Origin of the sequence: Methylobacterium sp. E-005 (assembly GCF_022829725.1) — a bacterium.
GTDB lineage: Bacteria > Pseudomonadota > Alphaproteobacteria > Rhizobiales > Beijerinckiaceae > Methylobacterium.
Genome location: NZ_JAKSYG010000200.1, coordinates 75,298 through 100,463 on the forward strand (window position 1 = coordinate 75,298; position 25,166 = coordinate 100,463).

The 25,166-nt window shown below is 69.6% G+C and carries 10 protein-coding genes; 3 read left to right on the plus strand and 7 right to left on the minus strand.

Annotated features, from left to right (window positions below):
• Nucleotides 1-34: 34 nt before the first annotated feature.
• The gene (urtA, locus tag MKK88_RS23125; protein WP_244003897.1) at nt 35-1,330 is read right to left on the minus strand and encodes an urea ABC transporter substrate-binding protein; all 1,296 of its coding nucleotides are present in this window, start codon (nt 1,328-1,330) and stop codon (nt 35-37) included.
• A gap of 269 nt (nt 1,331-1,599) precedes the next feature.
• Here urtA and MKK88_RS23130 point away from each other — a divergent pair, with 269 nt between their 5' ends.
• The gene (locus MKK88_RS23130) at nt 1,600-2,316 is read left to right on the plus strand and encodes a Crp/Fnr family transcriptional regulator (protein ID WP_244003899.1); all 717 of its coding nucleotides are present in this window, start codon (nt 1,600-1,602) and stop codon (nt 2,314-2,316) included.
• 120 nt (nt 2,317-2,436) lie between these two features.
• Here MKK88_RS23130 and MKK88_RS23135 read toward each other — a convergent pair whose 3' ends face one another.
• Nucleotides 2,437-4,974, minus strand: a complete 2,538-nt coding sequence (locus MKK88_RS23135; RefSeq protein WP_244003901.1) for a glycogen/starch/alpha-glucan phosphorylase — start codon at nt 4,972-4,974, stop codon at nt 2,437-2,439.
• A 305-nt stretch (nt 4,975-5,279) separates the two neighbouring features.
• Here MKK88_RS23135 and MKK88_RS23140 point away from each other — a divergent pair, with 305 nt between their 5' ends.
• Both MKK88_RS23140 and glgA read left to right on the plus strand, forming a co-directional pair.
• Nucleotides 5,280-6,863 (plus strand): alpha-amylase family glycosyl hydrolase, encoded by a 1,584-nt coding sequence (locus MKK88_RS23140; protein WP_244003903.1) that lies wholly within the window; start codon nt 5,280-5,282, stop codon nt 6,861-6,863.
• A gap of 236 nt (nt 6,864-7,099) precedes the next feature.
• A complete protein-coding gene (glgA, locus tag MKK88_RS23145) occupies nt 7,100-8,638 on the plus strand; it encodes a glycogen synthase GlgA (RefSeq protein ID WP_244003905.1) in 1,539 nt (512 codons plus the stop codon).
• Between the two features lie 221 nt (nt 8,639-8,859).
• Here glgA and glgB read toward each other — a convergent pair whose 3' ends face one another.
• The 5 genes from glgB to treZ all read right to left on the minus strand — a co-directional run bounded on the left by glgB (nt 8,860) and on the right by treZ (nt 24,998).
• Entirely contained in the window at nt 8,860-11,145 is a 2,286-nt protein-coding gene (gene glgB / locus MKK88_RS23150) for a 1,4-alpha-glucan branching protein GlgB (RefSeq protein WP_244003907.1), read from the minus strand.
• A complete protein-coding gene (treS, locus tag MKK88_RS23155; RefSeq protein WP_244003909.1) occupies nt 11,142-14,420 on the minus strand; it encodes a maltose alpha-D-glucosyltransferase in 3,279 nt (1,092 codons plus the stop codon). The genes glgB and treS overlap by 4 nt, the downstream gene beginning before the upstream one ends.
• Before the next feature lie 149 nt (nt 14,421-14,569).
• Nucleotides 14,570-17,950 carry a maltotransferase domain-containing protein gene (locus MKK88_RS23160; RefSeq protein ID WP_244003911.1) on the minus strand — a complete coding sequence of 1,127 codons (3,381 nt, stop codon included), beginning with the start codon at nt 17,948-17,950 and terminating at the stop codon, nt 14,570-14,572.
• 323 nt (nt 17,951-18,273) lie between these two features.
• Nucleotides 18,274-23,181 (minus strand): malto-oligosyltrehalose synthase, encoded by a 4,908-nt coding sequence (locus MKK88_RS23165; RefSeq protein WP_244003945.1) that lies wholly within the window; start codon nt 23,179-23,181, stop codon nt 18,274-18,276.
• A gap of 11 nt (nt 23,182-23,192) precedes the next feature.
• Nucleotides 23,193-24,998 (minus strand): malto-oligosyltrehalose trehalohydrolase, encoded by a 1,806-nt coding sequence (treZ, locus tag MKK88_RS23170; protein WP_244003913.1) that lies wholly within the window; start codon nt 24,996-24,998, stop codon nt 23,193-23,195.
• Nucleotides 24,999-25,166 lie beyond the last annotated feature (168 nt).

A 25,166-nucleotide genomic window follows, 5' to 3' on the forward strand; every position in this document is an offset into this window, starting at 1 on the left:
CCCTCTCCTCGCGGGCGGGAAGAGGGGGCAGGGCTTACGCGCCGCCACAGCTCTTGGTCTTGGTGTTGTAGTTGCCGCACTTGAGCTTGACCCAGTCGGCCTCGAGGTCCTTCGAGCCCTCGAGCTGCTTCGACCACGCCTCGCCGGGGATCAGCTTGTCGGTCTTCCACACCACGTCGAACTGGCCGTTCGCCTCGATCTCGCCGATGAAGACCGGCTTGGTGATGTGGTGGTTCGGCAGCATCGTGGCGGTGCCGCCCGTGAGGTTCTTCTGCTCGATGCCCGGCAGCGCGTCGATCACCTTGTCGGGGTCGGTGGTGCCGGCCTTCTCGACCGCCTTCACCCACATGTTGAAGCCGATATAGCTGGCCTCCATCGGGTCGTTGGTGACGGCCTTCGGGTTCTTCTTGAAGGCCTGCCACTTCTTGATGAAGGCCTCGTTCTCCGGCGTCTTGATCGACTCGAAGTAGTTCCAGGCGGCGAGGTGGCCGGTGAGCGGCTTGGTGTCGATGCCGGCGAGTTCCTCCTCGCCCACCGAGAAGGCCACGACCGGGATATCGGTGGCCTTGATGCCCTGGTTGCCGAGCTCCTTGTAGAACGGCACGTTGGCATCGCCGTTGATGGTCGAGACCACGGCGGTCTTCTTGCCGGCCGAGCCGAACGCCTTGATCTTCGACACCTCGGTCTGCCAGTCCGAGAAGCCGAACGGCGTGTAGTTGATCAGGATGTCCTCGTCCTTGACGCCCTTGGACTTCAGATAGGCTTCGAGGATCTTGTTGGTGGTGCGCGGGTAGACGTAGTCGGTCCCCTCCAGCACCCAGCGCTTGGCACCGCCGCCATCCTCCGACATCAGGTAATCGACCGCCGGGATCGCCTGCTGGTTCGGGGCGGCGCCGGTATAGAACACGTTCCGCTCGCTCTCCTCGCCCTCGTACTGGACGGGGTAGAACAGGATGTTGTCGAGTTCCTTGAACACCGGCAGCACGGATTTGCGCGAGACGCTGGTCCAGCAGCCGAATACGGCCGCGACCTTGTCCTTGCTGATCAGCTCCCGGGCCTTCTCGGCGAAGAGCGGCCAGTTCGAGGCCGGATCGACCACCACCGGCTCCAGCTTCTTACCGAGCACACCGCCCTTGGCGTTCTGCTCGGCGATGAGCATCAGCATCACGTCCTTGAGGGTGGTCTCGGAGATCGCCATCGTGCCCGAGAGCGAGTGCAGGATGCCGACCTTGATGGTCTCCTGCGCCCGGGCGGCCCCCGCGCCCACGGCGCTGATCGCGAGCCCGGCGGCCAGTGCGGCGGCTGAGGCCCAGCTTCCAAATGCTTTCACGGCGGTCCCCTTCGTCGTCTTCGTTGAGACGGCGCGAAGGCTCGCAAATCATGTGCCACATATTTAGGCAACGGCTGTCGCGTGGCCGTTTCCCGGGCTATGCCTGCCTGTCCACACGGCGCTGGCCGCGCGAATCGCGCGCAGGTGAACCCTGTGTACGGATCTGAACAAATTCGCCCGCGAAAACTAACCTGGTCGATACTGCGCCGCGGTGCGGTGTGAGACAGTGGCGATCATCCGCCGGGGTCCCGGGTCGCGGGTGACGGGAGATGGCCCGTGCTCCTGCCCGGATCCGGAGGATCCTCATGGTGCTGCTGCAATCCGCCATTCGAAACCGCCTGCTCACCGCGCTGGAGCCGGAGGCGTTCAGCCGCCTCGCGCCGGCCCTGGAGCCGGTGCCGCTCGCCCTGCATGCGGTGCTGATCGCCCCGCAGGAGCCGATCACGCAGGCCTATTTCGTCGAGGAGGGGATCGTCTCCCTGGTGGCCGATACCCGCGAGGGGCGGATCGAGATCGGCCTCACGGGCCGCGAGGGCTTCGTCGGCGTGCCACTGGTGCTCGGGGCCGAGACTACGCCCCACACGGCGATCGTGCAGGCTGGCGGCGAGGCTTTGCGCATTTCGGCGGACGCCCTGCACGAGGCCCTGGACGCGAGCGCCGACCTGCGCCGGGTGCTGGGGCGCTACGTGCAGAGCCTGATCGTGCAGGTGGGCCAGACCGTCTACGCCAATGCCGACCTCACGGTCGAAGCACGGCTCGCCCGGTGGATCCTCATGACCCATGACCGCCTGGACCAGGACGAACTGCCCCTGACGCACGAGGTGCTCTCGAAGATGCTCGGCGTGCGCCGACCCACCGTGACGATGGCGACCCACACGCTGGAGGGGGCCGGCATGATCCGGGCGCGGCGGGGGCGGATCACGGTGGTCGACCGCGTGAAGCTCGAGGGTCTGGCGGGGGCGATCTACGGCGCCGCCGGGGTTTAGGCTTTGGCTGGAGAGTGGGCGCAGGTGCCGCCGCTTCTCGCCCTCCCCCGCGGAGGGGGGAGGGAGAACCCTGCGCGCAAACCGGAAATCCGGCTTTAAGCGCGCCGCGCCCCGATGCGGTCAGCCCAGGCGCACCCGCCAGATCTCCTCGGCATATTCCCGCATCGCCCGATCCGACGAGAACCACGCCATCCGGGCGGTGTTGCGGATCGCCTTGGCCCACCAGCCGCGGGGATCGCGCCACGCGGCGTCGATCGACCGCTGCACCCGCCAGTAATCGTCGAAATCGGCGGTGAGCAGGTACTGGTCGCGCCGGCGCAGGTCGTCGGTCAGCGGCCGGAACCGGCCCGGCTCCTCCGGCGAGAACCGCCCCGAGGCGATCATGTCGAGCGCCGCCGCGAGCCGCGGCGAGGCCTGGATCGCCCGGGCCGCGTAGTCCGGCTCGGCCTGCCGGGCGCGGACCCCGTCGGCTTCCAGGCCGAAGATGAAGATGTTCTCCGCCCCGACATGGTCGCGGATCTCGATGTTGGCGCCGTCGAGCGTCCCCACCGTGAGCGCGCCGTTGAGGGCGAACTTCATGTTGCCGGTGCCCGAGGCCTCCAGGCCGGCGGTGGAGATCTGCTCCGACAGGTCGGCGGCCGGGATGATCGCCTCGGCGAGGCTCACCGAGTAATTCGGCAGGAACACCACCTTCAGCCGGTCGGCGACCTCGGGGTCGTCGTTGACCGTCTTGGCGATGTCACAGGCGAGCTTGATGATCAGCTTGGCCCGCACGTAACTCGGCGCCGCCTTGCCGGCGAAGATCTTCACCCGGGGCGTCCAGTCCCGGTGCGGCTCGGCCTTGATCGCCTGATAGAGCGCCACCGTCTCGACCACGTTGAGCAGCTGGCGCTTGTACTCGTGGATGCGCTTTACCTGCACGTCGAACAGGGCGGCCGGATCGATGGCGATGCCGGTGCGCTCGGCCACGATCTTGGCCAGGGCCTCCTTGCGCTCCCGGCGCACCGCCGCGTAGCGCGCCACGAAGGCCGGATCCTCGGCATGGGCCTCCAGGCCGCGCAGCAGCTCCGGATCGTCGAGGACGCCCGCCCCCACCGTCTCGACGGCGAGCCGGGTGAGGCCCGGATTGGCGTTGTGGAACCAGCGGCGGAAGGTGATGCCGTTGGTCTTGTTGACGATCTTGTCCGTGTCGAGCGCGTGCAGGTCGGAGAAGACCGTGGAGCGCATCAGGTCGGTGTGCAGGGCCGAGACGCCGTTGACCCGGCGGGCGCCGTGGAAGGCGAGGTGCCCCATGCGGACCCGACGGCCGTTCGACTCGTCGATCAGCGAGATCGAGGCGAGGTAGGCGGCATCATCCGACGATCCCTGGCGGCCGTGCTTCGACTGCTCCTCCAGGTGCATCCAGTTGATCAGGTAGATGATCTGCATGTGGCGCGGCAGCAGCCGCTCCATCAGCTCCACCGGCCAGGTCTCCAGCGCCTCGGGCAGGAGGGTGTGGTTGGTGTAGTGCAGCGTGTTGGTGGTGACGTGCCACGCATCCTCCCAGGAGAGGCCGTGCTCGTCGATGAGGAGGCGCATCAGCTCCGGCACCGCGATGGCCGGGTGCGTGTCGTTGAGCTGGATCGCCGCGTGATCCGGCAGCGAGCGGACGTCGCCGCGCTCGGCCACGTGGCGGGCGAGCAGATCCTGGAGCGAGGCCGAGGTGAAGAAGTATTCCTGGCGCAGGCGCAGCTCCTGGCCCTCGGCCGAGCTGTCGCTCGGGTAGAGCACCCGGGAGATCGCCTCGGCGCGCATCCGCGCCGCGACCGCCCCGACATGGTCGCCGCCGTTGAACCGGGCGAGGTCGAGCGGCTCGCCGGCCTCGGCCTTCCACAGGCGGAGCGCATTGACGTGGCGCCCGCGCCAGCCGGGCACCGGCACGTCATGGGCCACCGCCCGCACGATCTCGGCCGGCTGCCAGTGACGCCGGATCACCCCCTCCTCCGAGGACGACATCGTGACGGCACCGCCGAAGCCGATTGCGTAGACCGCCTCGGGCCGGGCGAACTCCCAGGGATTGCCCTCGGCGAGCCACGTCTCCGGCGCCTCGCGCTGCCAGCCATCCTCGAAGGATTGGCGGAACAGGCCGTGGTCGTAGCGGATGCCGTAGCCCATCGCCGGGATGCCGATGCTGGCCATGCTCTCCATGAAGCAGGCGGCGAGCCGCCCAAGGCCGCCATTGCCGAGCGCCGCATCGGGCTCGGCCTCCTCCACGGCGCCGAGATCGATCCCCAGTTCCTTGAGCGCCGCCCGGGCGGTCTCGGTCAGGCCGAGATTGTTCAGCGCGTCCGACATCAGCCGGCCGATCAGGAATTCCAACGACAGGTAGTAGACGCGCTTGTTCGGCACGCCGCGCTGGGCCTCCAGGCAGGCCGCCATGATCCGGTCGCGTAGGGCCAGCGCGGTCGCCGCGAACCAGTCGCGCGGCCGAGCCGTCTCGGGGGAACGCCCCAACCCGAAGGTGAGCTTGGCTCGGATCGATTCCCGCAGATCCACCACCGCGTCTCCGCTTGCGGAGAGCGTCGGGACGGTCCAAGACGCGGGCGCCGAAACCTCAGATGGGCGCTCCTCGCGGGCGGCATCCTGCGGCGCATGCCGGATCAGAACGTCATTCAACACGTGCGGGTCCCCCAAAGTCTGTGTCCCGGATCGTTGCCGGGGATATCGTGGGCCGATTATCTCTTGTGATGGATTGCCGCCGCATGAACGGTCAGGCAGTCCGGCCCCGAAGCATCCGACTGTGCGGACAGCTTCCGGCGAAGTCGTGGCAGCGCCGCTCCACTAGGGCGGGCAGGCCCGACACGAGAGATATAGCGCGCGCTCGTGACATTCCAGTCACACCGGCCCGATAGGGCGATCGGATCACCGGTCGCCAGCGGAGCGGTTCGCCGCTAAGTCCGAGGCGGCAACGCGAGGGGCGCAGCATGACCGACACCGTCTGGTGGAAGCGCGGGACCGTCTATCAGATCTATCCCCGCTCCTTTCAGGACACGAACGGCGACGGGGTCGGCGACCTGCCGGGCATCACCGCGCGGCTCGATTACCTCGCGTGGCTCGGGGTGGACGCGGTGTGGATCTCGCCGGTCTACCCCTCCCCCATGGCGGATTTCGGCTACGACGTGGCCGATTACTGCGGGATCGATCCGCTGTTCGGCACGCTGGCCGAGTTCGACGCGCTGATCGCCGAGGCCCATCGGCGCAAGCTGAAGGTGATCCTCGATTTCGTGCCCAACCACTCGTCGATCGTGCATCCCTGGTTCGCGGAGAGCCGGTCGTCGCGCACGAATCCGAAGCGGGACTGGTATATCTGGCGCGATCCCGGCCCCGAGGGCGGGCCGCCCAACAACTGGGTGTCGAATTTCGGCGGCCCGGCCTGGACGCTCGATGAGGCCACCGGCCAGTATTACTACCACGCCTTCCTGCGCGAGCAGCCGGACTTGAACTGGCGCAATCCCGCGGTGCGGGAGGCGATGCACGACGTGCTCCGCTTCTGGCTGGAGCGCGGGGTCGACGGGTTCCGGGTCGACGTGATCTGGCACCTGATGAAGGATGCGGGATTCCGCGACAATCCGGCCAACCCCGATTACGCCCCGGGCGCGCCGGAGATCACCCGCTTCCAGCAGGTCTACTCCGCCGACCGGCCGGAAATTTTTGATGTCATCGCCGGGATGCGGGATGTCCTGCGGGCCTACGGCGAGCGGGTGCTGATCGGCGAGATCTACCTGCCGGTGGAGCGGCTGGTCGCCTATTACGGACCGGACCTCACCGGTGCCGACCTGCCCTTCAACTTCCAGCTGATCCAGACGCCGTGGCACGCCGAGGCGGTGTCCGACCTCGTGGCGCGCTACGAGGCGGCCCTGCCCCCGGGCGGCTGGCCGAACTGGGTGCTGGGCAACCACGACCAGCCGCGCATCGCCGCCCGGGTCGGCGCGGATCAGGCCCGCATCGCCGCGATGCTGCTCCTGACCCTGCGGGGCACACCGACCCTCTATTACGGCGACGAGATCGGCCTCGGCCACGTGCCGATCCCGCCGGGCCGCGCGCAGGACCCCTGGGAGCGCAACGAGCCCGGGCACGGCCGCGACCCGGAGCGCACGCCCATGCAGTGGGACGATGGCCCGAACGCCGGCTTCTCCGCGGCCGAGCCCTGGCTGCCCCTGTCGGAGGATTGGCCGACCCGCAATGTCGAGGGCCAGCGCTCGGACCCGGCCTCGATGCTCACCCTGCACCGGCGCCTGCTTGCTTTGCGCCGCGACCATGCGGCGCTGGCCGTCGGCGATTACCGCGGCGTGCCGCTCGGGGTCGCGGAGGTGTTTGCCTACGAGCGGTTCGCGGGTGATGAGGTTCTGCGCGTGGTGCTGAATTTCGCTGCAACGCCGCAGACCCTGCCGCTGCCGGAGGGCGACTGGATTCTGCTGCTCTCGACGCGGGCGGGCCGCGCGGGCGAGTCGGTCCGCGCAAGCCTGGCTCTGGAGCCGGCCGAGGGCTTGATCCTGCGCCGCGCCTGAACGCCCGCGGCGATCCGAATAGAAGCTTTGTGATCCGAAAAGACGCCTTCCGCGTGCGACTCATGCCGCATTGCACTATGCCGTAACCAAAGTTTAAGGGTGCCGGTGGCCTATTTTGTGCGTCGCAGCGGAACCGTCGCGGCGGAGGAGCATTGACTGTGGTTGAGATCGTGACAGCCGTGTCTGCCCGATCGACTGCCAGACTGGGGCATCCCGCCCGGCCAGGATCAAGATCGATGCTCGATGCGCGCGGCGGTGGATCCCTCGCGGAGTGGTCGTCCGGCGGGGGCGATGACGCGCGACCCTTCACCCAGGCGGCCCGACCGGCCTCACTGCGCCGCCGCATCCTCTACGCCACCCCCGAGATGGCCGATTTCGTGAAGACCGGTGGTCTCGGCGAGGTCTCGGCCGCCCTGCCCCGGGCCCTGGTGCCGCATTACGACATCCGCGTGCTGATCCCCGGCTACCGGCAGGTGCGGGCGGCGTTTCCCGAAATTCCGGTCGTGGCGCGCCTCGAGGGCTTCGCGGGCGTGCCGGCCTGCGATCTGGGCCTCGTCGAGGCGGCCGACGGCCTGCGCATCTACGTCCTCCTGAGCCCCGACCTCTACGAGCGCGATGGCACGCCCTACGGCGACCAGCACGGGGATTTCGGCGACAACGATCTGCGCTTCGCCCGCCTCAGCCTCGCGGCGGCGGACCTCGCGGCCGGCGCCGATCCCGACTGGGCGGCCGACCTCCTGCATCTCAACGACTGGCAGGCGGCGCTCGCCCCGGCCTATCTCGCGTGGCGCGGCCGGCGGGTGCCGAGCGTGCTGACGATCCACAATCTCGCCTACCAGGGCCTGTTTCCCCGGGACACCCTGCCCCGGCTCGGCGTGCCGGATTCCGCCTTCCAGGTGGACGGCGCCGAGTTCTACGGCCAGCTCTCCTTCCTGAAGGCCGGGATCTTCTACGCCTCGCAGGTCACCACAGTGAGCGAGACCTACGCACGGGAGATCCAGACCCCCGAGATGGGCTGCGGCCTCGACGGGCTGCTGCGCACCCGCGCCGGGCAGGGCCGGCTCGCCGGCATCCTCAACGGCATCGACGAGACCTGGGATCCGAGCACCGATCCGCACCTTGCCACGCGGTTCGAGGTCGACGACTGGAAGGGCAAGCGCGCCAATGCCGAGGCGGTGCGGCAGCAATTCGGTCTGGCGGTTTCCCGCGGCCCGCTCTTCGCGATCGTGTCGCGTCTCGTGCACCAGAAGGGCATCGACCTGAGCCTCCAGGCGGCCGAGTCCATCGTGGCCGGGGGCGGCCAGCTCGTGGTGATCGGCCAGGGCGAGGGCCGGTTCGAGCAGGCGCTGCAGGGGCTGGCCAAGCGCCACCCGGACGCGGTCGGCGTCCATGTCGGCTTCGAGGAGGCGCAGGCCCGGCGGATGTTCGCGGGCAGCGACTTCCTGCTGATGCCCTCGCGCTTCGAGCCCTGCGGGCTGGCCCAGATGTACGCGCAGCGCTTCGGCTCCCTGCCGATCGTGCGGCGCACCGGAGGCCTGGCCGACACGGTCGAGGACGGGGTGACGGGCTTCACCTTCGCGGAGCCTTCGGCCTCGTCCTTCGGGGCGGCGGTCCGGCGGGCGCTGGAGGCCTTCGGTCAGAAGAAGCGCCTGAACGCCATGCGGCGGCGGGCGATGTCAGCCCGCTTCGGCTGGGATCAGGCCGCCGACAATTATGCCGGGCTCTACGGCCGGGCGATCGGCAACAGCGTCGGGCTGCGCTGGCGGATGGCGTAGGGGCGCACGACGGTTCCGCGGATCCGGCCCTCTCCACTCTGCGGGGGAGGGAGGCCCCTGCGTCAGCAGGGGGCGGGAGAGGGGAACCCGGGTTCAGAATGCGTCTCAGCAGACCTGAAGGCCGGGCGCTCCGTCCTGCATCGTCGCTCCCCTCTCCCACCCGCCTCGCGGGCCACCCTCCCCCGCAAAGGGGGGAGGGAAACGCGCGGCGCCCGTGAGTCTCACCCCTCCAGCAGGAAGATCATCGTCGCCAGCGGCGGCAGGGTGAGCGACAGACTCTGCCCCTGGCCGTGGCTCGCCTGATCGTCCGTGTGGCAACCGCCCTGGTTGCCGACGTTCGAGCCGCCGTAGATCCCGGCATCCGAGTTGAACGCCTCGCGGTAGAACCCCGCCTGCGGCACGCCGATCCGGTAGCCCTCCCGCGGCACCGGCGTGAAGTTCGACACCACGATCGCCACCTCGCCGGGCTTGGCGCCCTTGCGGGCCCAGGCGATGACGCTGTTGTCCTGATCATCCGCCACCAGCCACTGGAAGCCCGTGTGCTCCACGTCGCGGCTGTAGAGGGCCGGCGTCGAGACGTAGAGCCGGTTGAGGTCGCGGACCACGTCCTTGACGCCCTTGTGCAGCGGGTCGTCGAGGTGGTGCCAGTCCAGACTGGTGTCGTGGTTCCACTCGCGCTCCTGGCCGAACTCGCCGCCCATGAACAGCAGCTTCTTGCCGGGATGCCCCCACATGAAGCCGAAATAGGCCCGGAGATTCGCGAATTTCTGCCAGCGGTCGCCCGGCATCTTGCCGAGGAGCGAGCCCTTCCCGTGTACCACCTCGTCGTGTGACAGGGGCAGGATGAAATTCTCCGAGAAGGCGTAGAGCAACCCGAAGGTCAGGTTGTGGTGGTGGTAGCGGCGGTGGATCGGGTTCTCCTGCATGAAATGCAGGGTGTCGTGCATCCAGCCCATGTTCCACTTGAAGCCGAAGCCCAGGCCCCCGGTATAGGTCGGGTGTGAGACCCCCGGCCAGGAGGTCGATTCCTCCGCCACCGTGATGGTGCCCGGCGCGTGGCTGTAGGTTGCCTCATTGGTCTTGCGCAGGAACTCGATGGCGTCGAGGTTCTCGTTGCCGCCGTAGCGGTTCGGGATCCACTCGCCCTGCCGGCGGGAATAGTCGAGGTAGAGCATCGAGGCGACGGCATCCACGCGCAGGCCGTCGAGGTGGTAGTGCTCCAGCCAGAACCGGGCGTTGGCGGCGAGGAACGTCGCCACTTCGGTGCGCCCGAAATTGTAGATGTAGGTGCCCCAATCCTGGTGGAAGCCCTGGCGCGGGTCGGCGTGCTCGTAGAGATGCGTGCCGTCGAACAGGCCGAGCCCGTGGGCGTCCAGGGGGAAGTGGCCCGGCACCCAGTCGAGCAGGATGCCGATGCCGGCCTCGTGGGCGGCCTCGACGAAGGCCGCGAAATCGTCCGGTGTGCCGAAGCGGCTGGTCGGCGCGAACAGCGAGACCGGCTGGTAGCCCCAGGACCCGTCAAACGGGAATTCGGTGATCGGCAGCATCTCGATATGGGTGAAGCCCATATCCTTGACGTAGGGGATCAGCCGCTCGGCGAGCTCCCGGTAGGTGAGGTAGCGGTTGCCCTCCTCGGGCACCCGCGCCCAGGAGCCGAGATGGACCTCGTAGATCGAGATCGCCGTGTGGCGCGGGTCCTTGGCACCACGGGTGCTCATCCAGCCGGAATCGCGCCACTCGAACTCGCTCGCCCCATAGGTGATCGAGGCGGTCTCCGGCGGGTGCTGGGCCGCGAAGGCGACCGGATCGGCCTTGAGCGGGATCAGGGAGCCGTCGGGCCCGCGGATCTCGAACTTGTAGCGCACCCCGGCCGTCAGGCCCGGCACGAACAGCTCCCAGACGCCGCCATCCTGCCAGAGGCGCATCGGGTGGCGCCGCCCGTCCCAGTCGTTGAAGTCGCCGACGACACTGACCTTGCGGGCATTGGGCGCCCAGACGGCGAAGCGGAACCCGTCGATCCCGTCCAGCTGGCCCGATTGGGCGCCGAGGATCCGGTAGACCAGGTTGGTGCCGACCTCGCGAAGAGTCGCCACGTCGTATTGCTCGATCGACGAGCCGAAGCCGTAGGGGTCGTAGCGGCGGCGCTTCGATCCATCCCAGGATTCGACCTCGATCTCGTAGAGCGGCCGGCCCTCGCCCTCGACCCTCGCCACCCAGAACCCGTCCGGATGGCGCTTCTCGAACGGCGCGGTGCGGCCGTCCATCACCAGGGTGGCGGCCCGGGCCTCGGGCAGCACGGCGCGGACTTCCCAAGCCTCCGGCCCGACCCGGTGGGGGCCGAGCACCGAGAACGGGTCGCCGTGGCTCGCGCCCATCAGGGCCGCGATCGCGTCCGGGTGGACGCTCGGGGCCGCCGCGCTGGCGCCGGAGCCCGGGACATCCGCGTTCCGCGCCGTCCCAACCTCCGGGTCGGCCCGTCCTGCGAAGGTCTCGTCGATCGCCGTCATTCGGTTGCTCCGGGCTCGTTTCGGTCCGTGTCCAGAATGGTGAGAACCCCACGGGCGGGGATTTCGATCCAGTCCGGCCGGTTGTTGGCCTCGTAATCGACTTCGTAGAGCGCCTTTGTCAGCAGGCAGAGGCGCAGCAGCCGGTCCCGCGTGTCCGGGTCGGTGACCGCCGCCCGCGACTCCGCGATCGCGGTCTCGTAGCCAGCGAGGAACGCCGCCTCGATCATGCCGCGCCACGCCGTGGCGGCATTGCGCGCCCGCTCCTCGGAATCGGCGAACCGGGCGGTGATCTCCCGGATCACCGTCTCGGCGCCGTACGCGAAGGAGCGCATCAGCCCGGCCACGTCCCGCAGGGGCATCGACTTGGCCCGCCGCTCATCGGCCGGCCGCGAGGGCTCGCCCTCGAAATCGACGATGATCAGATCGTTCTCGGCGACCAGCACCTGACCCAGGTGGTAATCGCCGTGGATGCGGGTCTTGTGGGCGCCGCGCGGCGGCTCGGCGGAGAGCCGCTCGATCAGCGCCTCGACCTCCCGGCGGCGCTGGGCCAGCTCGGTGCAGGCCGGCTTGCCGGCATCGAGGCCGCGGTCGGCCTGCCCCTTGAGCGCCCGGAAGGCGCGCTCGGCCTGATGGCGGGCGTCGCGTGCCAGCACCGCGAGGTCACCTTCCTCGAACGGCTCGGCCGCGAAGGCCGGATCGTCGGTCTCGATGGCGAGGGCCGCGTGCAGCTCGGCCGTGCGCCGGCCGAGCAGGTCCGCCCAGGGCCCATGGGCCTGGAACGCCTCCGCGGGGGTGGCCGCCTCGCTCTCCGGGGTGAGCACCACGGTCTCGAAGTCCCGGCGCAGCCCCTCCAGCATCAGCGTCCAGGCGTCGCCCTGGTTCATGACGAACTTTTGCAGGACCGCCAGCGCCGTCCGGGTGCCGTCCTCGGCGACGTGCTCCAGGGTGCCCAGCAGGGCGGGGGTGTTGGAAAAGCCCGCCTGCTCGGTGAGGAAGCGCCCGACCTCGATCTCGGGATGCGTGCCCGGCTGCAGGCGGCGCAGCAGCTTGAGCATCATCTTCGAGCCGATGGCGATCGAGGTGTTGCTCTGCTCGGCCGAGAGCCGGCGGATGTCGGCCACGTCGACCGTGACCTCCGGATCGAAGGCCGAGGTGGTGGCGAAGACGAGCCGCCCGCTCTCCGTGGGCAGCTCGGTGCCCTGGCGCATGGCGTCGATCAGGCCGGCCGCGAAGTCGTTGGAGCCGGCCGCCCCGTAGAGCAGGCCGGTGCGCGGCCCCCGGCGCACCCGCGCCACCGCGAAGGGCAGCAGCGTCTCGTCCTCGCGGCCCTCCTCGACGCCCACCGGCACGAAGTACTGGTGGGTCTCGCCGTTGGCGAGCAGCACGTCGAGGCGCGGCAGCAGGAAGCGCGCGCTCCCGTCGACATCCTTGACGGCGGCGCAGTCGATCACCTTCACGCCCTTGATCCGCGAGCCCTTGGCGCCGAACCAGCGCCGGCTCATCAGGAAGGGCGGCACCACGGTGCGCTCGAAGGCGACGCGCTCGCGGCCCGACATCAGGGTCTCGATGCCGCCGGTGAGCACCAGGGTGAACAGCTCCGGCGGCTCCTGCTGCGGGCCGATCACCCCCGACCGGGCGGCGCTCAGGCTGAACCAGTAGAAGCCGTAGGACGGCAGGGTCAGCAGGTAGGGCAGGTCGCCGATCGGCGGGAACTCGGTGCCGCCGGTCAGCTCGATCGGCACCGCGGTGCGCAGCTCCGACAGGTCGAGCTGCACGGCCTGGGGCGCGCGCGACAGGTTCGCCACGCACAGGATCCGCTCGTCCTCGTGCTCGCGGATCCAGGCCAGCACCTTGCGGTTCGACGGGTACAGGAACTGGATCGTGCCGCGCCCGAGGGCGACGCTGTTGTTGCGGATCGCGATCATGCGCCGCGTCCAGTTCAGGAGGCTCGTCTGGGCCTGGGTCTGCGCCTCGACGTTGATCGCATCGAAGCCGTAGATCGGGTCCTGGATCGCCGGCAGGAACAGGCGCTGCGGGTTGGCGCGCGAGAAGCCGCCGTTGCGGTCGGGCGACCATTGCATCGGCGTGCGCACGCCGTCGCGGTCGCCGAGATAGATGTTGTCGCCCATGCCGATCTCGTCGCCGTAGTAGAGCACCGGCGTACCGGGCATCGACAGGACGAGGGACTTCATCAACTCGATCTTGCGCCGGTCGTTCTCGAGCAGCGGCGCGAGGCGGCGGCGGATGCCGAGGTTGATCCGGGCGCGCCGCTCGGCGGCGTAGAACGACCAGAGGTAGTCACGCTCCTCCGCGGTGACCATTTCGAGCGTCAGCTCGTCGTGGTTGCGCAGAAAGATCGCCCACTGGCAGCCCTCGGGGATCTCCGGGGTCTGGCGCATGATGTCGGTGATCGGGTGCCGGTCCTCCCGGGCGATCGCCATGTACATCCGCGGCATCAGCGGGAAGTGGAACGCCATGTGGCATTCGTCGCCGTCGCCGAAATACTGGGCGGTCTCCTCCGGCCACTGGTTGGCTTCGGCCAGCAGCATCCGGTCCGGGTAGCTGGCATCCAGCGCCGCCCGGATTTTCTTGATCACATCATGCGTTTCGGCCAAGTTCTCGCAGTTCGTGCCGTCCCGCTCGATCAGGTAGGGGATCGCGTCGAGGCGCAGCCCGTCGACGCCCATGTCGAGCCAGTAGCGCATGGTCGCGATGACCGCTTCCAGCACCTTCGGGTTGTCGAAGTTCAGGTCGGGCTGGTGGCTGTAGAACCGGTGCCAGAAATACTGCTTGGCGACCGGGTCCCAGGTCCAGTTCGACGCCTCGGTGTCGAGGAAGATGATCCGGGTGTCCCGGTACGGCTCGTCGGTATCCGACCAGACGTAGAAGTCGCGCTCGGGTGAGCCGGGGGGCGCCTCCCGGGCGGCCTGGAACCAGGGGTGCTGGTCCGAGGTGTGGTTGATGACGAGCTCGGTGATCACCCGCAGGCCGCGCTCGTGCGCCGCCGCCACGAAGGCCTTGAAATCCTCCATGGTCCCGTAGGACGGATTGATGCCCTCGTAATCGGCGATGTCGTACCCATCGTCGCGGAGCGGCGAGGGGTAGAACGGCATCAGCCAGATCGCCGTGACGCCGAGATCGCGCACGTAGTCGAGGCGCTGGGTCAGGCCCTCGAAATCCCCGATCCCATCGTTGTTCGAGTCGAAGAACGACTTGACGTGGATCTGGTAGATGATGGCGTCACGGTACCATTGCGGGTCGCTGCGATCGATCATCGCGTCGCTGCCTCATCGGTCAAATCGGACGGGACCGGCGGGGGAACCAGCCGGGGCGCGGGCTGGCGGCCGTCGCGCGGGTACCAGGGCCGGTGACGGGGATGCCCGCCGCCAGCCTCAACTGTCATGAGCGAGTGCCACGGGCAGCCTCAACCCGCAACCCGCCGCGGCGCCCGAAGACGCCAGATGATGCAGGATCGCTCGGCCGGATCGAGGGCGATCCGGTGGGTCTTGCCGCGCAACTCGAACGTGTAGCCCTGGAGCAGGTCCTCGACCTCCACGGCCCCGTCATCCGGCAGACCGAACAGCCAGAGCGGCACCTCGTAGGTGCATTCCTGGCGGCTCTTCGGGTCGAGGTTGACCATCGTGAAGATGCAGTTGTCGCGCTCCGGCGTCGCCTTGACGTAGGCGATGATGGTGTCGTTCCAGGCCCCCGTAAAGGTGACGTTGCGGAAATCCCAGAGGGCAGGGTTCTCGCGCCGGATGGTGTTGAGCTTGATGATGTGCTCGCGGATATTGCCGGGCCGGTCGTAGTCCCAGGCCTTCAACTCGTATTTTTCGGAGTTGAGATACTCCTCCTTGCCGGGGTACGGCGCGGCCTCGCACAGCTCGAAGCCGTTGTAGATGCCGTAGACCGACGACAGCGTCGCGGCGAGCGTGCCCCGGATGATGAAGCCGGCGCGCCCGCTGGTCTGGAGGAAATACGGGTTGATGTCGGGCGTGTTCGCGAAGAAGTTCGGGCGGTAGTACTCGCCCATCTCGCCGGCCAGCTCCAGGGCGTAGTCGGTGAGCTCCTGCTTCGTGTTGCGCCACGTGAAGTAGGTGTAGCTCTGCTGGTAGCCGGCTTTGGCGAGCTTCATCATCATCTTCGGCCGGGTGAAGGCCTCGGCGAGGAAGATCGCATCCGGATACTGGCCGTTGACTTCGCCGATCACCCATTCCCAGAACGGGATCGGCTTGGTGTGCGGGTTGTCGACCCGGAAGATGCGCACGCCCCGGGCGCACCAGCCGAGCAAAATGTCGCGCAGCTCGATCCAGAGCGAGGGCAGGGCGCCCCCGTAGAAGTGGACGTTCGAGATGTCCTCGTACTTCTTGGGCGGGTTCTCGGCGAATTTGAGCGTGCCGTCGGGGCGCCACTCGAACCATTCCGGGTGGTTCTTGATCCAGGGATGGTCCGGCGAGCATTGGATCGCGAAGTCGAGGGCGATCTCCATGCCGTAGGCGTGGCTCGCCGCGACCAGCCGCTCGAAATCCTGAAGGGTGCCGAGGTCGGGATGCACGGCCTCGTGGCCGCCCTCCTCCGCGCCCACCGCGTAGACCGAGCCGACATCGCCGGGCTCGGCCTTCAGGGTGTTGTTCTTGCCCTTGCGGTTGGTGCGGCCCACGGGGTGGATCGGCGTGAAGTAGAGGACGTCGAAGCCGAGTTCGCGAATCTCGGGCAGGCGCCGGATCACGTCGTCGAAGGTGCCGTGGCGGTTCACGTCCATCGACTGGGACCGCGGGAAGATCTCGTACCAGGCCGAGAACCGGGCCGCGAGGCGGTCGGCGATCACCGGCAGGGTCACGGGATAGCGGGTCAGGTTCACCCGCTCGGCGTTCCGGCGCACGAGGCTCGCGGCGTCGGGGGCGAGGATCCGGTCGAGCTGGGCGGCCGAGCCCGTCGCCTCGGCGACGAGCGCGGCCACGAGCGCGGCGAGCCGGTCGGCGTCACGACCGCCCCGGGTACGGGCGAGCGAGGCGGCGGTCCCGACGAGCGCCACGCCCTCGATCGTCTCCAGGCGGACATCGACGCCGGCGGCGCGCTTCTTCAGGGTATCGCGCACCCAGGACGAGAAGGCGTCGCGCCACGCGATCAGGGTGAACTCGTAGCGGGCGTTCTGCTCCAGGGGGAATTGCCCGGCCCAGCGGTCGTTGTCGACGAAGACCATCGGGTCCTCACGCCACGCCTCGGTGCCGGCGACCCGCGACAGGATCGCGGCGTCGATGATCTCGTGGCCGTCGGAGAAGATGTCGGCCTCGACCCGCAGGGATTCACCGACCACCCGCTTCACCGCCGAGCGGCCGCCGTCGAGTTCGGGCGTCACCGCCTCGATCACCACGCGACCCTCCCCGTCCGGGGTGCCGCGCGTCGGCTGCCGGGCGACCGCCTGCGCGCTGGCGGCGAGGATGCGCAGCTCGCCCGGCATCAGATCGATGGCGCTGCCGGGGTGAAAGGCGATCGGCTCGGCCTCCGGCGTCCGATCGACGAAGGTGCCGAGCATGCCGCCGGTGCGGGTGATGAGCGACCCGGCCTCCACCGGCACGGGCTTGTCGGTCGGGTTGTAGAGCACGATCAGCCCGTGCTGCGCCGAGGCCGGGTGGCCGGTGTCGAAGCGGGCGAGCGCCACGAGATCGCTGTCGGGCGCCGAGATCCGGATCTGTGCGCCCTCGACATTGGCGGCCGGCAGCTCCGCCCGCAGGGCGTTGATCGCCCGGATGGAACCGGAGATGTCGATCCCGGTCTCGTTCTCGCGGTCGCGCGGGGTGGTGTCGACCACGTGCAGCGCCCGCCGGTAGCCCCATTCGTAGCCGATCGGCATCAGCACGCCGGCCGAGAAGAAGGCGGCGAGCGCGTAGCGGGTGCGCAGATGCGCCGCCACCGCCTCCGGGCCGCCGCCGATCTCGGCGGCCAGCCGCTTCATGTCGTGGTTCTCGGGGAAGGCGATGGAGGGCGCCAGCACCCGCAGGCGCTCGTACTGCTCCAGCGCCCAGGGCTTCTTCAGGTCCCACCACGCGAAGGAGTTGAACAGGTAGTCGAAGCCGGCGCCCGCCGTGGCCTTGGCCTCCTCGAAGGTGCAGCCCAGGGTCTCGGCGGCGAACAGGCAGGCCTGGTCGCGCTCCTTGGCCTGCCCGATCAGGACGCGCCACGTCTCCGGCGGCACCTTGTAGGCGGCGTCGCACCGGAAGCCCGCGACGCCGAGCCCCTGGAGATGCGCCACGTAGGCACCCCAGATCCGGGTCAGCTCGTCCCGGGCGGCCGGCGTGTGGTAGTCGAGCTCCGCCAGATCGCCCCAGACGGTGCGGATCGACGGATCGTCCGGATCGACGGCGGCCGGGTGCATGATCGAGCCGTCCGGCTCCTTCATGAACAGGTCGGGCCGCTCAGTGGCGAGCCGGGCGTTGTCGGCGGTGTGGTTGATCACGAGGTCGGTCATCACCGACAGGCCCAAAGCCTCCGCGGCGGTGCAGAAGCGGCGGATCTGCTCGTCGTCGGGCGTGCCATCCTGGTCGCGGAACCGCTCGTCGAGGCGCTCGGGATCGGCCACCGCGTAGAGGCTGCGCGAGCCGCCGGTCTGGTGGAACGGGTTGAGGTAGACCCAGTCGAAGCCGAGGCTCGCGATCCGCGGCAACTCGGCGGTCCAGTCCGAGACGCGCCCGACCAGGAGCGGGAACAGGTTGTAGATCCGCGGCCCCTCGGCCCGGGGCGCAAGCGAGGCCGGCAGGACGGCCTCGGCTCCGGACGTTGCGGCGGCTTTGGTCGGTGCGTTCATGCGGCCCTTCGGCTCCCGTTCACTGTGTCGTAACGCTCGAACCGCACCAGCGTGCCGCGCGATCCCGCCTGTGTTCTCTCAGCAGACTTGCGTGACAGGGCTGCGGAGGCGTTTGCCACCCGCGCACTCCCTCCCCCCTCTGCGGGGGAGGGTGGCCCCCGAAGGGGGTCGGGAGAGGGGAACCCGGCTACAGGACGGGGCGCGATCTGCATGAAGGCCCGTGTTCAATTCTGCTCCGTCGCTCCCCTCTCCCGACCGGCCCTGACGGCGGCCCCACCCCCCCCCGCAGAGGGGGGAGGGAGTGGCGGATGTGTCGGCTCCCCTCACGGCTCCCGCCGCAGCACCGCGTAGGGCAGATCGCGCAGGAGATCGCCGAGATCGGCCCCCTCCCCGCCACTCTCAACGATCCGCTCCGACACGAGATCCCGCCAGCGGGTCCCCGCTCCGAGATCGACCCGGGTGCCGGCAAAGGCCTCGCCCGACCAGCCGGTCTCTCCGACCAGGCCCGCGAAGAGCCGCGGCACCGCCACGAACAGGTCGCCGCCCTCCTGGCCGGGATCGGTCCGCCGGTAGGCAATGACGTGGTCGGCCCGCGGACCCGTCGCGTCGACGGGCTCGTGGGCGGCGCTGGCGTAGAAGTCGGGCCGCTCGGCCCGCTCGGCGAGGAGCCGCGTGAGGGTCGCTTGCTTGACCCGCCCGTCCGGCCAGTGTCCGAGCAACTCCGTAGGTGCCCCACCCTGCTCCAGCATCCGCTCCAGAGCCGGGTAGTCCACCGGGCGCCGGTTGTCGGGATCAACGAACGAAAAGTCCCAGATCTCCGTGCCCTGATAAGTGTCGGGCAGGCCCGGCAGGGTGCATTTCAGGACCGTCCGGCCGAGGCTCGCCAGCATGCCGAGATGGGCGAGACGCCGGGCGAAGGGCCGGAGTTGTGCCAAGAAATCCGAGCCGGGGGCGATCAGCGCCGTGAACAGCTTCCGGACCGCGCCTTCGTAGACCTCGTCGACATTGACCCAGCTCGACCGGCGCTTGCCCTCGCGCATGGCCTTCTCGCCGTAGGCGATCAGCCGATCGCGGAAATCCTCGATCGCGCCCGCCTCATCCTGCTCCAGCAGCTCCAGGGGCCAAGCGCCCAGGATGGCCTGGAAGAACATCCACTGGTCGTTGGCGTCGGGGGCCGGCTCGCCGTCGATCCGGGCGAGGTGCGGACCGGCGGTCTTCTGCCACAGGTCCCAGGCCTTGGCCCATTCCTCGGGGATCTCCGAGAGGGCCAGCAGCCGGGTGCGGGCATCTTCGCCGCGCTTGGTGTCGTGGGTCGCCGTGGTGATCATGGCGTTCGGCCAGTCCCGGGCGCGGGCGACCTGCAGGTCGTGGAAATGCTCCGAGTCGATCCCGTACTCGCCCGGATCGCCGCCGACCTCGTTGAGGCCCAGCAGGCACGCGTAGCGGTAGAACAGCGTGTCCTCCAGGCTCTTGGCCATGACCGGGCCGGTGAGCTGCTGGAACCGGCGGCGGAAGCGCAGCACCACCCGCGGATCCGGCCGGCCGGGGCCCGCCGTCTCGATCCGCCCGAGCAGCACCGCGGCGGCGAAGTCGTGGACCGAGCGGTCGGGCAGGCTCGACCAACGCTTGGCCTTGGCGACCGCCCCCTCGATCAGGCGGACATCCTCCGGCTCGACCTCGCCCTCCTCCAGATCCGACGGCAGGTAGCTCCGGTAGGTCGGGAAGCGCGCGATGATCTCGATCAGCGCCCGGCGCAGGGCGTTGACGGTGAAGTCGCGGGTCCGCCGGTCGGCATCGGCGACCTCCTTGAGGTCGGAGGTCAGCACCTCCAATTCGCTCGCGAAGCTGATCTCCAGGATCTCGGCCTTGGCGGCGCGGAGCTGGAAACCGTAGGGTTCGTCGAAGCCCGTGGCCCAGGTGTAGAGCCGCTCGACCTTACCCCGCCGGGACTTGTCGACCAGGATCCCGTCGAGCTGGTTGAGCACGTCGTAGCCCGTGGTCCCGGCCACCGGCCAGGGCCGCAGCCGCTCCCCCGGCTCCAGGATTTTTTCCACCACCACGTAGAAGCCCGGCCCGACCGCCGCCTGGAGCGCCCGTGCGTAGCCCAGCGGATCGGCGAGCCCGTCGATATGGTCGATGCGCAGGCCGTCGATCCGGCCCTCGCGGACGTGCCGGAACACCGTCTCGTGCGAGCGGTGGAAGATGTCGGACAGCTCCACCCGCAGGCCGGCCAGCGAGTTCACGTCGAAGAAGCGGCGGTAGTTGATGTCGCTCGACGCCACCCGCCAATGGGCCAACCGATAGGCCTGGGCCTCCAGCAGCCGGTGCAGCGGCCCGAAACTGTCCGGGCGGCCCTTGAAGCCGTTGAGCAGCGCCAGCGTGCTGGCGGTGGCCTCCTGGATCAGCGGCGAGACCCCGTAGATCTCGGCGAGCCGGCGCTTCAGCCCCTCGGCCTCCTCGGGGAAGGTTTTTCGGCGCGCCTCGTCGGTGTCGATCGACATCGCCCGCAGCCGCTCGGAGATGGCGAGCAGTTCCGCGGTGGTGTCGTCGTCCACGGCCCCGATGGCGGCGATCACCCGGTTGAGGATGGTCGGGTAGCTCAACGGCCGGATCGGCAGCTGGTGCTCGTAGTGCCAGACGCTGAAGGCGCCCTTCTCGGGGTCGAACTTCAGCTCCAGCGTGCCCTTCTCCAGGGCCTCGCCGTAGCGGTCGCCGAGGAACGGGATCACGAGGTTGCGCCCGGCCCCGAGCCGCTGCCAGTCGATGTCGAAGGCGTCGGCGAACGGAGACAGGGAGCCCCACTCCAAGACGGAGAGCCACCACGGATTGTCGGACCCGCCGACGCCCATGTGGTTCGGGACGATGTCGAGGAGGAGCTTGATCCCGTGGGCGTGCAGCGTCTCGGAGAGTTGGATGAAGCCCTCTTCGCCGCCGAGTTCCGGGTTGATCGCGCCGTGGTCGACGATGTCGTAGCCGTGGGTCGAGCCCGGCCGCGCCTTCTGGAGCGGCGAGGCGTAGACGTGGCTGATCCCGAGGTTTTTGAGATACGGGACGATCCGGCCGGCATCCTTGAAGGTGAAGTCCTTGTGGAACTGCAGCCGGTAGGTCGAGCGGGGCGGGGGCGCGGCGAGCCGGGCCGTGCCCGAGCGCGGGCCCCGCGCCTCGGACGACAGGGCGGCGGCGAGCTTCGCCAGCGGGCCGCCCGGGGCGGCGATGTCGGCGAGGTCCCGGTCGAGCTTGCGCCGCCAGTTCGGATAGCCCTCGGTCGAGCCCGGCACGTTGGCCTGGGCGAGTTCCGAGACCACGTCCTCGTACTGGACGGCCGTGAGCATCGAGGGCGCCCGGGCGAGGTAGCGGGCGGCCGCCTCGAAGGGGGCGGCGTCCGGCGGCTCGGCGGAGGGGATCAGCTGCTCGGACGCCAGCGCCTCGGCGAGGCGGCGGCGTTCCACCACCCGCTCGGCCCGCTCGGCCTCGGCCCGGTCCTGATCGTAGAGGCCGAGCGATTGGCGGGTGTCGGTGTCGACCCCGCGCCACCAGCCGACGAAGGTCGGCAGGTCGTGGGTGGTGATGGCGGTCAGCGCGTCGCGCGGATAGGCCGAGGGCGGCTTGAACCGTCCGTCGGCCTCGCGCTCGAAGGCCAGGATCCGGTAGCTCAGCACGCCGGCCCGCATCAGCGCGTCGGAGAAACCCTCCGGTGCGGTGCCGAGGTCTTCCGCGATGACGAGGCACTTGTTGCGGTGGCTCTCCAGCTGCAGCACGGCCAGCATCGGCTCGAACGGCATGGCCACGTAGGCGCCGGCCTGAGCGCCCTGTCCGAGCGGGATCAGGTAGAGCCGGGCGAGCTGGAAGGCGTGGTCGATCCGGATCGCGCCGGCGTGGCGCATGTTGGCCTGGACCAGGGCGCGGAAGGCCGCGAGCCCGTCGCGCTCCATCGCCAGCGGGTCGAAGGCCGGCAGGCCCCAGTTCTGGCCCTTGGGCGCCAGCAGGTCCGGCGGCGCGCCGATCGAGACCTTGTCGGCGAAGCGCTCGGGATGGGACCAGATCTCGGAGCCGCCCCGGTCGGCGCCGACCGCGAGGTCCCGGTAGAGCCCGACCCGCATGCCCGCACCGAGCGCCGCCGCGGAGGCGGCCTCCAGTTGCTGATCGGCGAGGTATTGCAGCCACGCGTGGTAGCCGACGCGTTCCGCGTTCTCCGCCGCGAAGGCCGTCACGGCCTCCGTGCCGGCCCGGCGGTAGTCCTCCGGCCAGTCGCCCAGCCAGTGCGCCCCCTGCCCCCGGAAATGCTCCGACAGGGCCTCGAAGATCGCGTGGGATTCCAGATCCGCGCCGCCCTCCTGGCGGAAGCGCTCGAAGCCGGCATCGGTGCCGGCGCGGGCCGGCGAGTCCGCCCAAAGGGCGCGAAGCACCGGATCCAGCACGTCGTGCACGCCCTGGTGGTCGACGAGGGCGGCCTCCCGGAGCGCCGTAATCGCGCCCTCCCGCTCGGCGAGCAGCGCCTCGGCCGGGGACCCGGCGAGGCCCGGCAGGCTGCGCGGGGCGATGAACAGGGTCTCCAGGAACAGGCGCGACGAGGGCGAATAGGGTGAGATCTTGGTCCGGTCGGAGGCGAACAGGGCGTGGACCGGGCTGAGGCCCAGGAAGGCCGCCCCGCGCAGGGCCGCCTCGCGGGCGGCCTCGCCGGCATCCGCGTAGGTGCCGATGCCGATATTGGTGGCCGAGCGCAGGCCGTAGAGCTGGGCGGCCAGACCCCAGTCGGAGGCGCCCTCCTCCGTGTAGGGGCGCGGGCGCCAGCAGCGCTGCGGCGCGGCGATCACCCAGGCCTCGGTACGGCTCTGCCCGGCCTGCACGATGAGGCGGTGATAGCCCGGTGTCAGCGGCGGCAGCTCGAAGCCGGGATCGGACCCCTGCGGATTCGCACGCCCCTCCCGGGCCGTGCCGCGCTCGTCCACGAGGCGCCAGACCAGGGTGTGGGGCACGCCGTCCTGCAGACGCACCGGAACGCGCGCCGCCCGGCGGGCCTCCACGGGCAGGAGCGGCGGAATCAGCCCGCGGCGCAGGCGCTCCACTGCGGCGAGACTTTCGGCGACCGCATCGTCGTCGTCCACCGCGAAGCCCAGGGCCGCCAGCAGACCCCGGCGCACCTCTAAGGACGTCTCGACGGGCTTGCCGAAGGCGTCGGTGTAGCCGCCGGCGACGCCGACGAGGTCGGCGAGCTGTTCCAAGGTCCCCACGTTCAAGGCGCTCACGAGTGGGACTCCGTCAAGAACACGCCGGTCCAGGAGGGTAGGTCGCGTCCGGCCCCGTCCGGGGCGTTGGTCCAGACCAGCTTGGCACCGCCCGGATCCAGCGCGAAGGGCTCGGTCCCGACATTGGCGACGAACCGCAGGGTGCCGGTGCCGAAGCGCCACGTGCAGTCGACCACGTCAGCCCGCGGCAGCGTGGCGGCGGCGCCCTCGTAGCCGGACTTCGCCAGCGGCACGACCACGTCGCGGCGCAGCCCCAGGAGCCGGGTCGTCTCGGCCAGCACCTCGCGGTGCGGCGCGCGCTCCCGCTCGGACCAGTCGAGCTTGGAGGCCTCGAAGGTCTCGCGCTGCGTGGGATCGGGGATCTTCCCGGTGTCGTCCGCAAACGCCGCAAAGCTCTTGAATTCGCGGCGGCGGCCGTCGCGCACCGCCTTGTTCAATTCCTCGTCCGGCGCGAAGTCGACGAAGAACAGGAACGGCGCGGAGGCCGACCATTCCTCACCCATCCAGAGCATCGGGATCTGCGGCGCCAGCAGGAGCCCGGCCCGGGCCAGATCGAGTTTTTTGGGATCCGCGAGGTGGTTCAACCGCTCGCCGAGGGCGCGGTTGCCGACCTGATCGTGATTCTGGAGGAAGGTTACGAAGGCCGAGGGCGGCAGGTGCCCGGAGGGCTCGCCGCGCGGGTGGTTGTCGAGGGTCGAGAAGGGCTCGCCCTGATAGGCAAACCCCTCCGCGAGGCAGCGGGCGAGGTGCGCGACGGGTTTGTCGGCAAAGCTCTTATAGTAGCCGGCATCCTCGCCGGTGAGCAGGACGTGCCAGCAATGGTGCAGGTCGTCGGCCCACTGGGCGTCGTGCATCTTCGGGCGCCCGGCCGCGTCGCGCTCCAGCCAGCGAGCCTGATTGGCCTCGTTCTCCAGCATCAGGTGGATCTGACGATCCGGAAAAAACTTCCGGATCGTCTCGCCGAGCTCGGCCAGGAAGTGGCGGGGCGAATCGTCGAGGATTGCGTGGACGGCATCGAAGCGCAGGCCGTCGAAATGGTATTCCTCCAGCCAGTACAGGGCGTTCTGGATGAAGTACTGGCGCACCGTGGCACCGCTCTCCTTGCCGTCGAAGTTGATGCCCGCACCCCAGGGCGTCTGATGGCGCTCCGTGAAGAAGGTCTTGGCGTAGGCGTGGAGGTAATTCCCGGCCGGGCCGAAATGGTTGTAGACCGCGTCGAGATAGACCATCAGGCCGAGCCCATGGGCGGCGTCGATCAGGCGCTTGAGGTCGTCGGGGCGGCCATAGGCGCCGTCGGGGGCGTAGGGCAGCACGCCGTCGTAGCCCCAGTTGCGCGAGCCCTTGAAGTCGGCGAGCGGCAGCAGCTCGATGGCGGTGACGCCGAGCGCCTTGAGGTCGGGCAGCCGGGCCTGAAGGCCGGCATAGGTGCCCTCCGGCGTCGCGGTGCCGACATGGCACTCGTAGATCACCGCCTCCTCGAACGGCCGCCCGGTCCAGGTCTCGTCGGACCATTCGAAGCCGCGCGGGTCGATCACCTCGCTGAGGCCCGACACGTCGTCGGGCTGGAACCGCGAGGCGGGATCGGGGGCGATCAGGTCGCCGTCGATGCGGAAGCCGTAGCGGGCGCCAGGCTTCACGCCGGGCAGGGCGGTGCGCCGCCAGCCGCCGCCGGATTCGGGCAGGGGGTGATCGATGCCGTCGACGACGAGGTCGACGCTCTGCGCAGTGGGCGCCCAGAGGGCGAAGCGGACGCCGCCCCCGACCATCTCGGCCCCGAAATCCATGCTGTGGGCGCGCCGCATCGGGCCACCGTCCTCGTCATTGGCCGCGCAGGCCGGGGCAAGCGCGGCAGAAAGAGCTGTCGTGGGAGAAGGCCCCGGGGTCGATCCGGTTCCCGCAGCGCAGCTATGGCGGGCGGGGGGTGTGGCAATGGGGGGACAAGGGGTGCACGTCTCCCTTCCCCGCAGAGG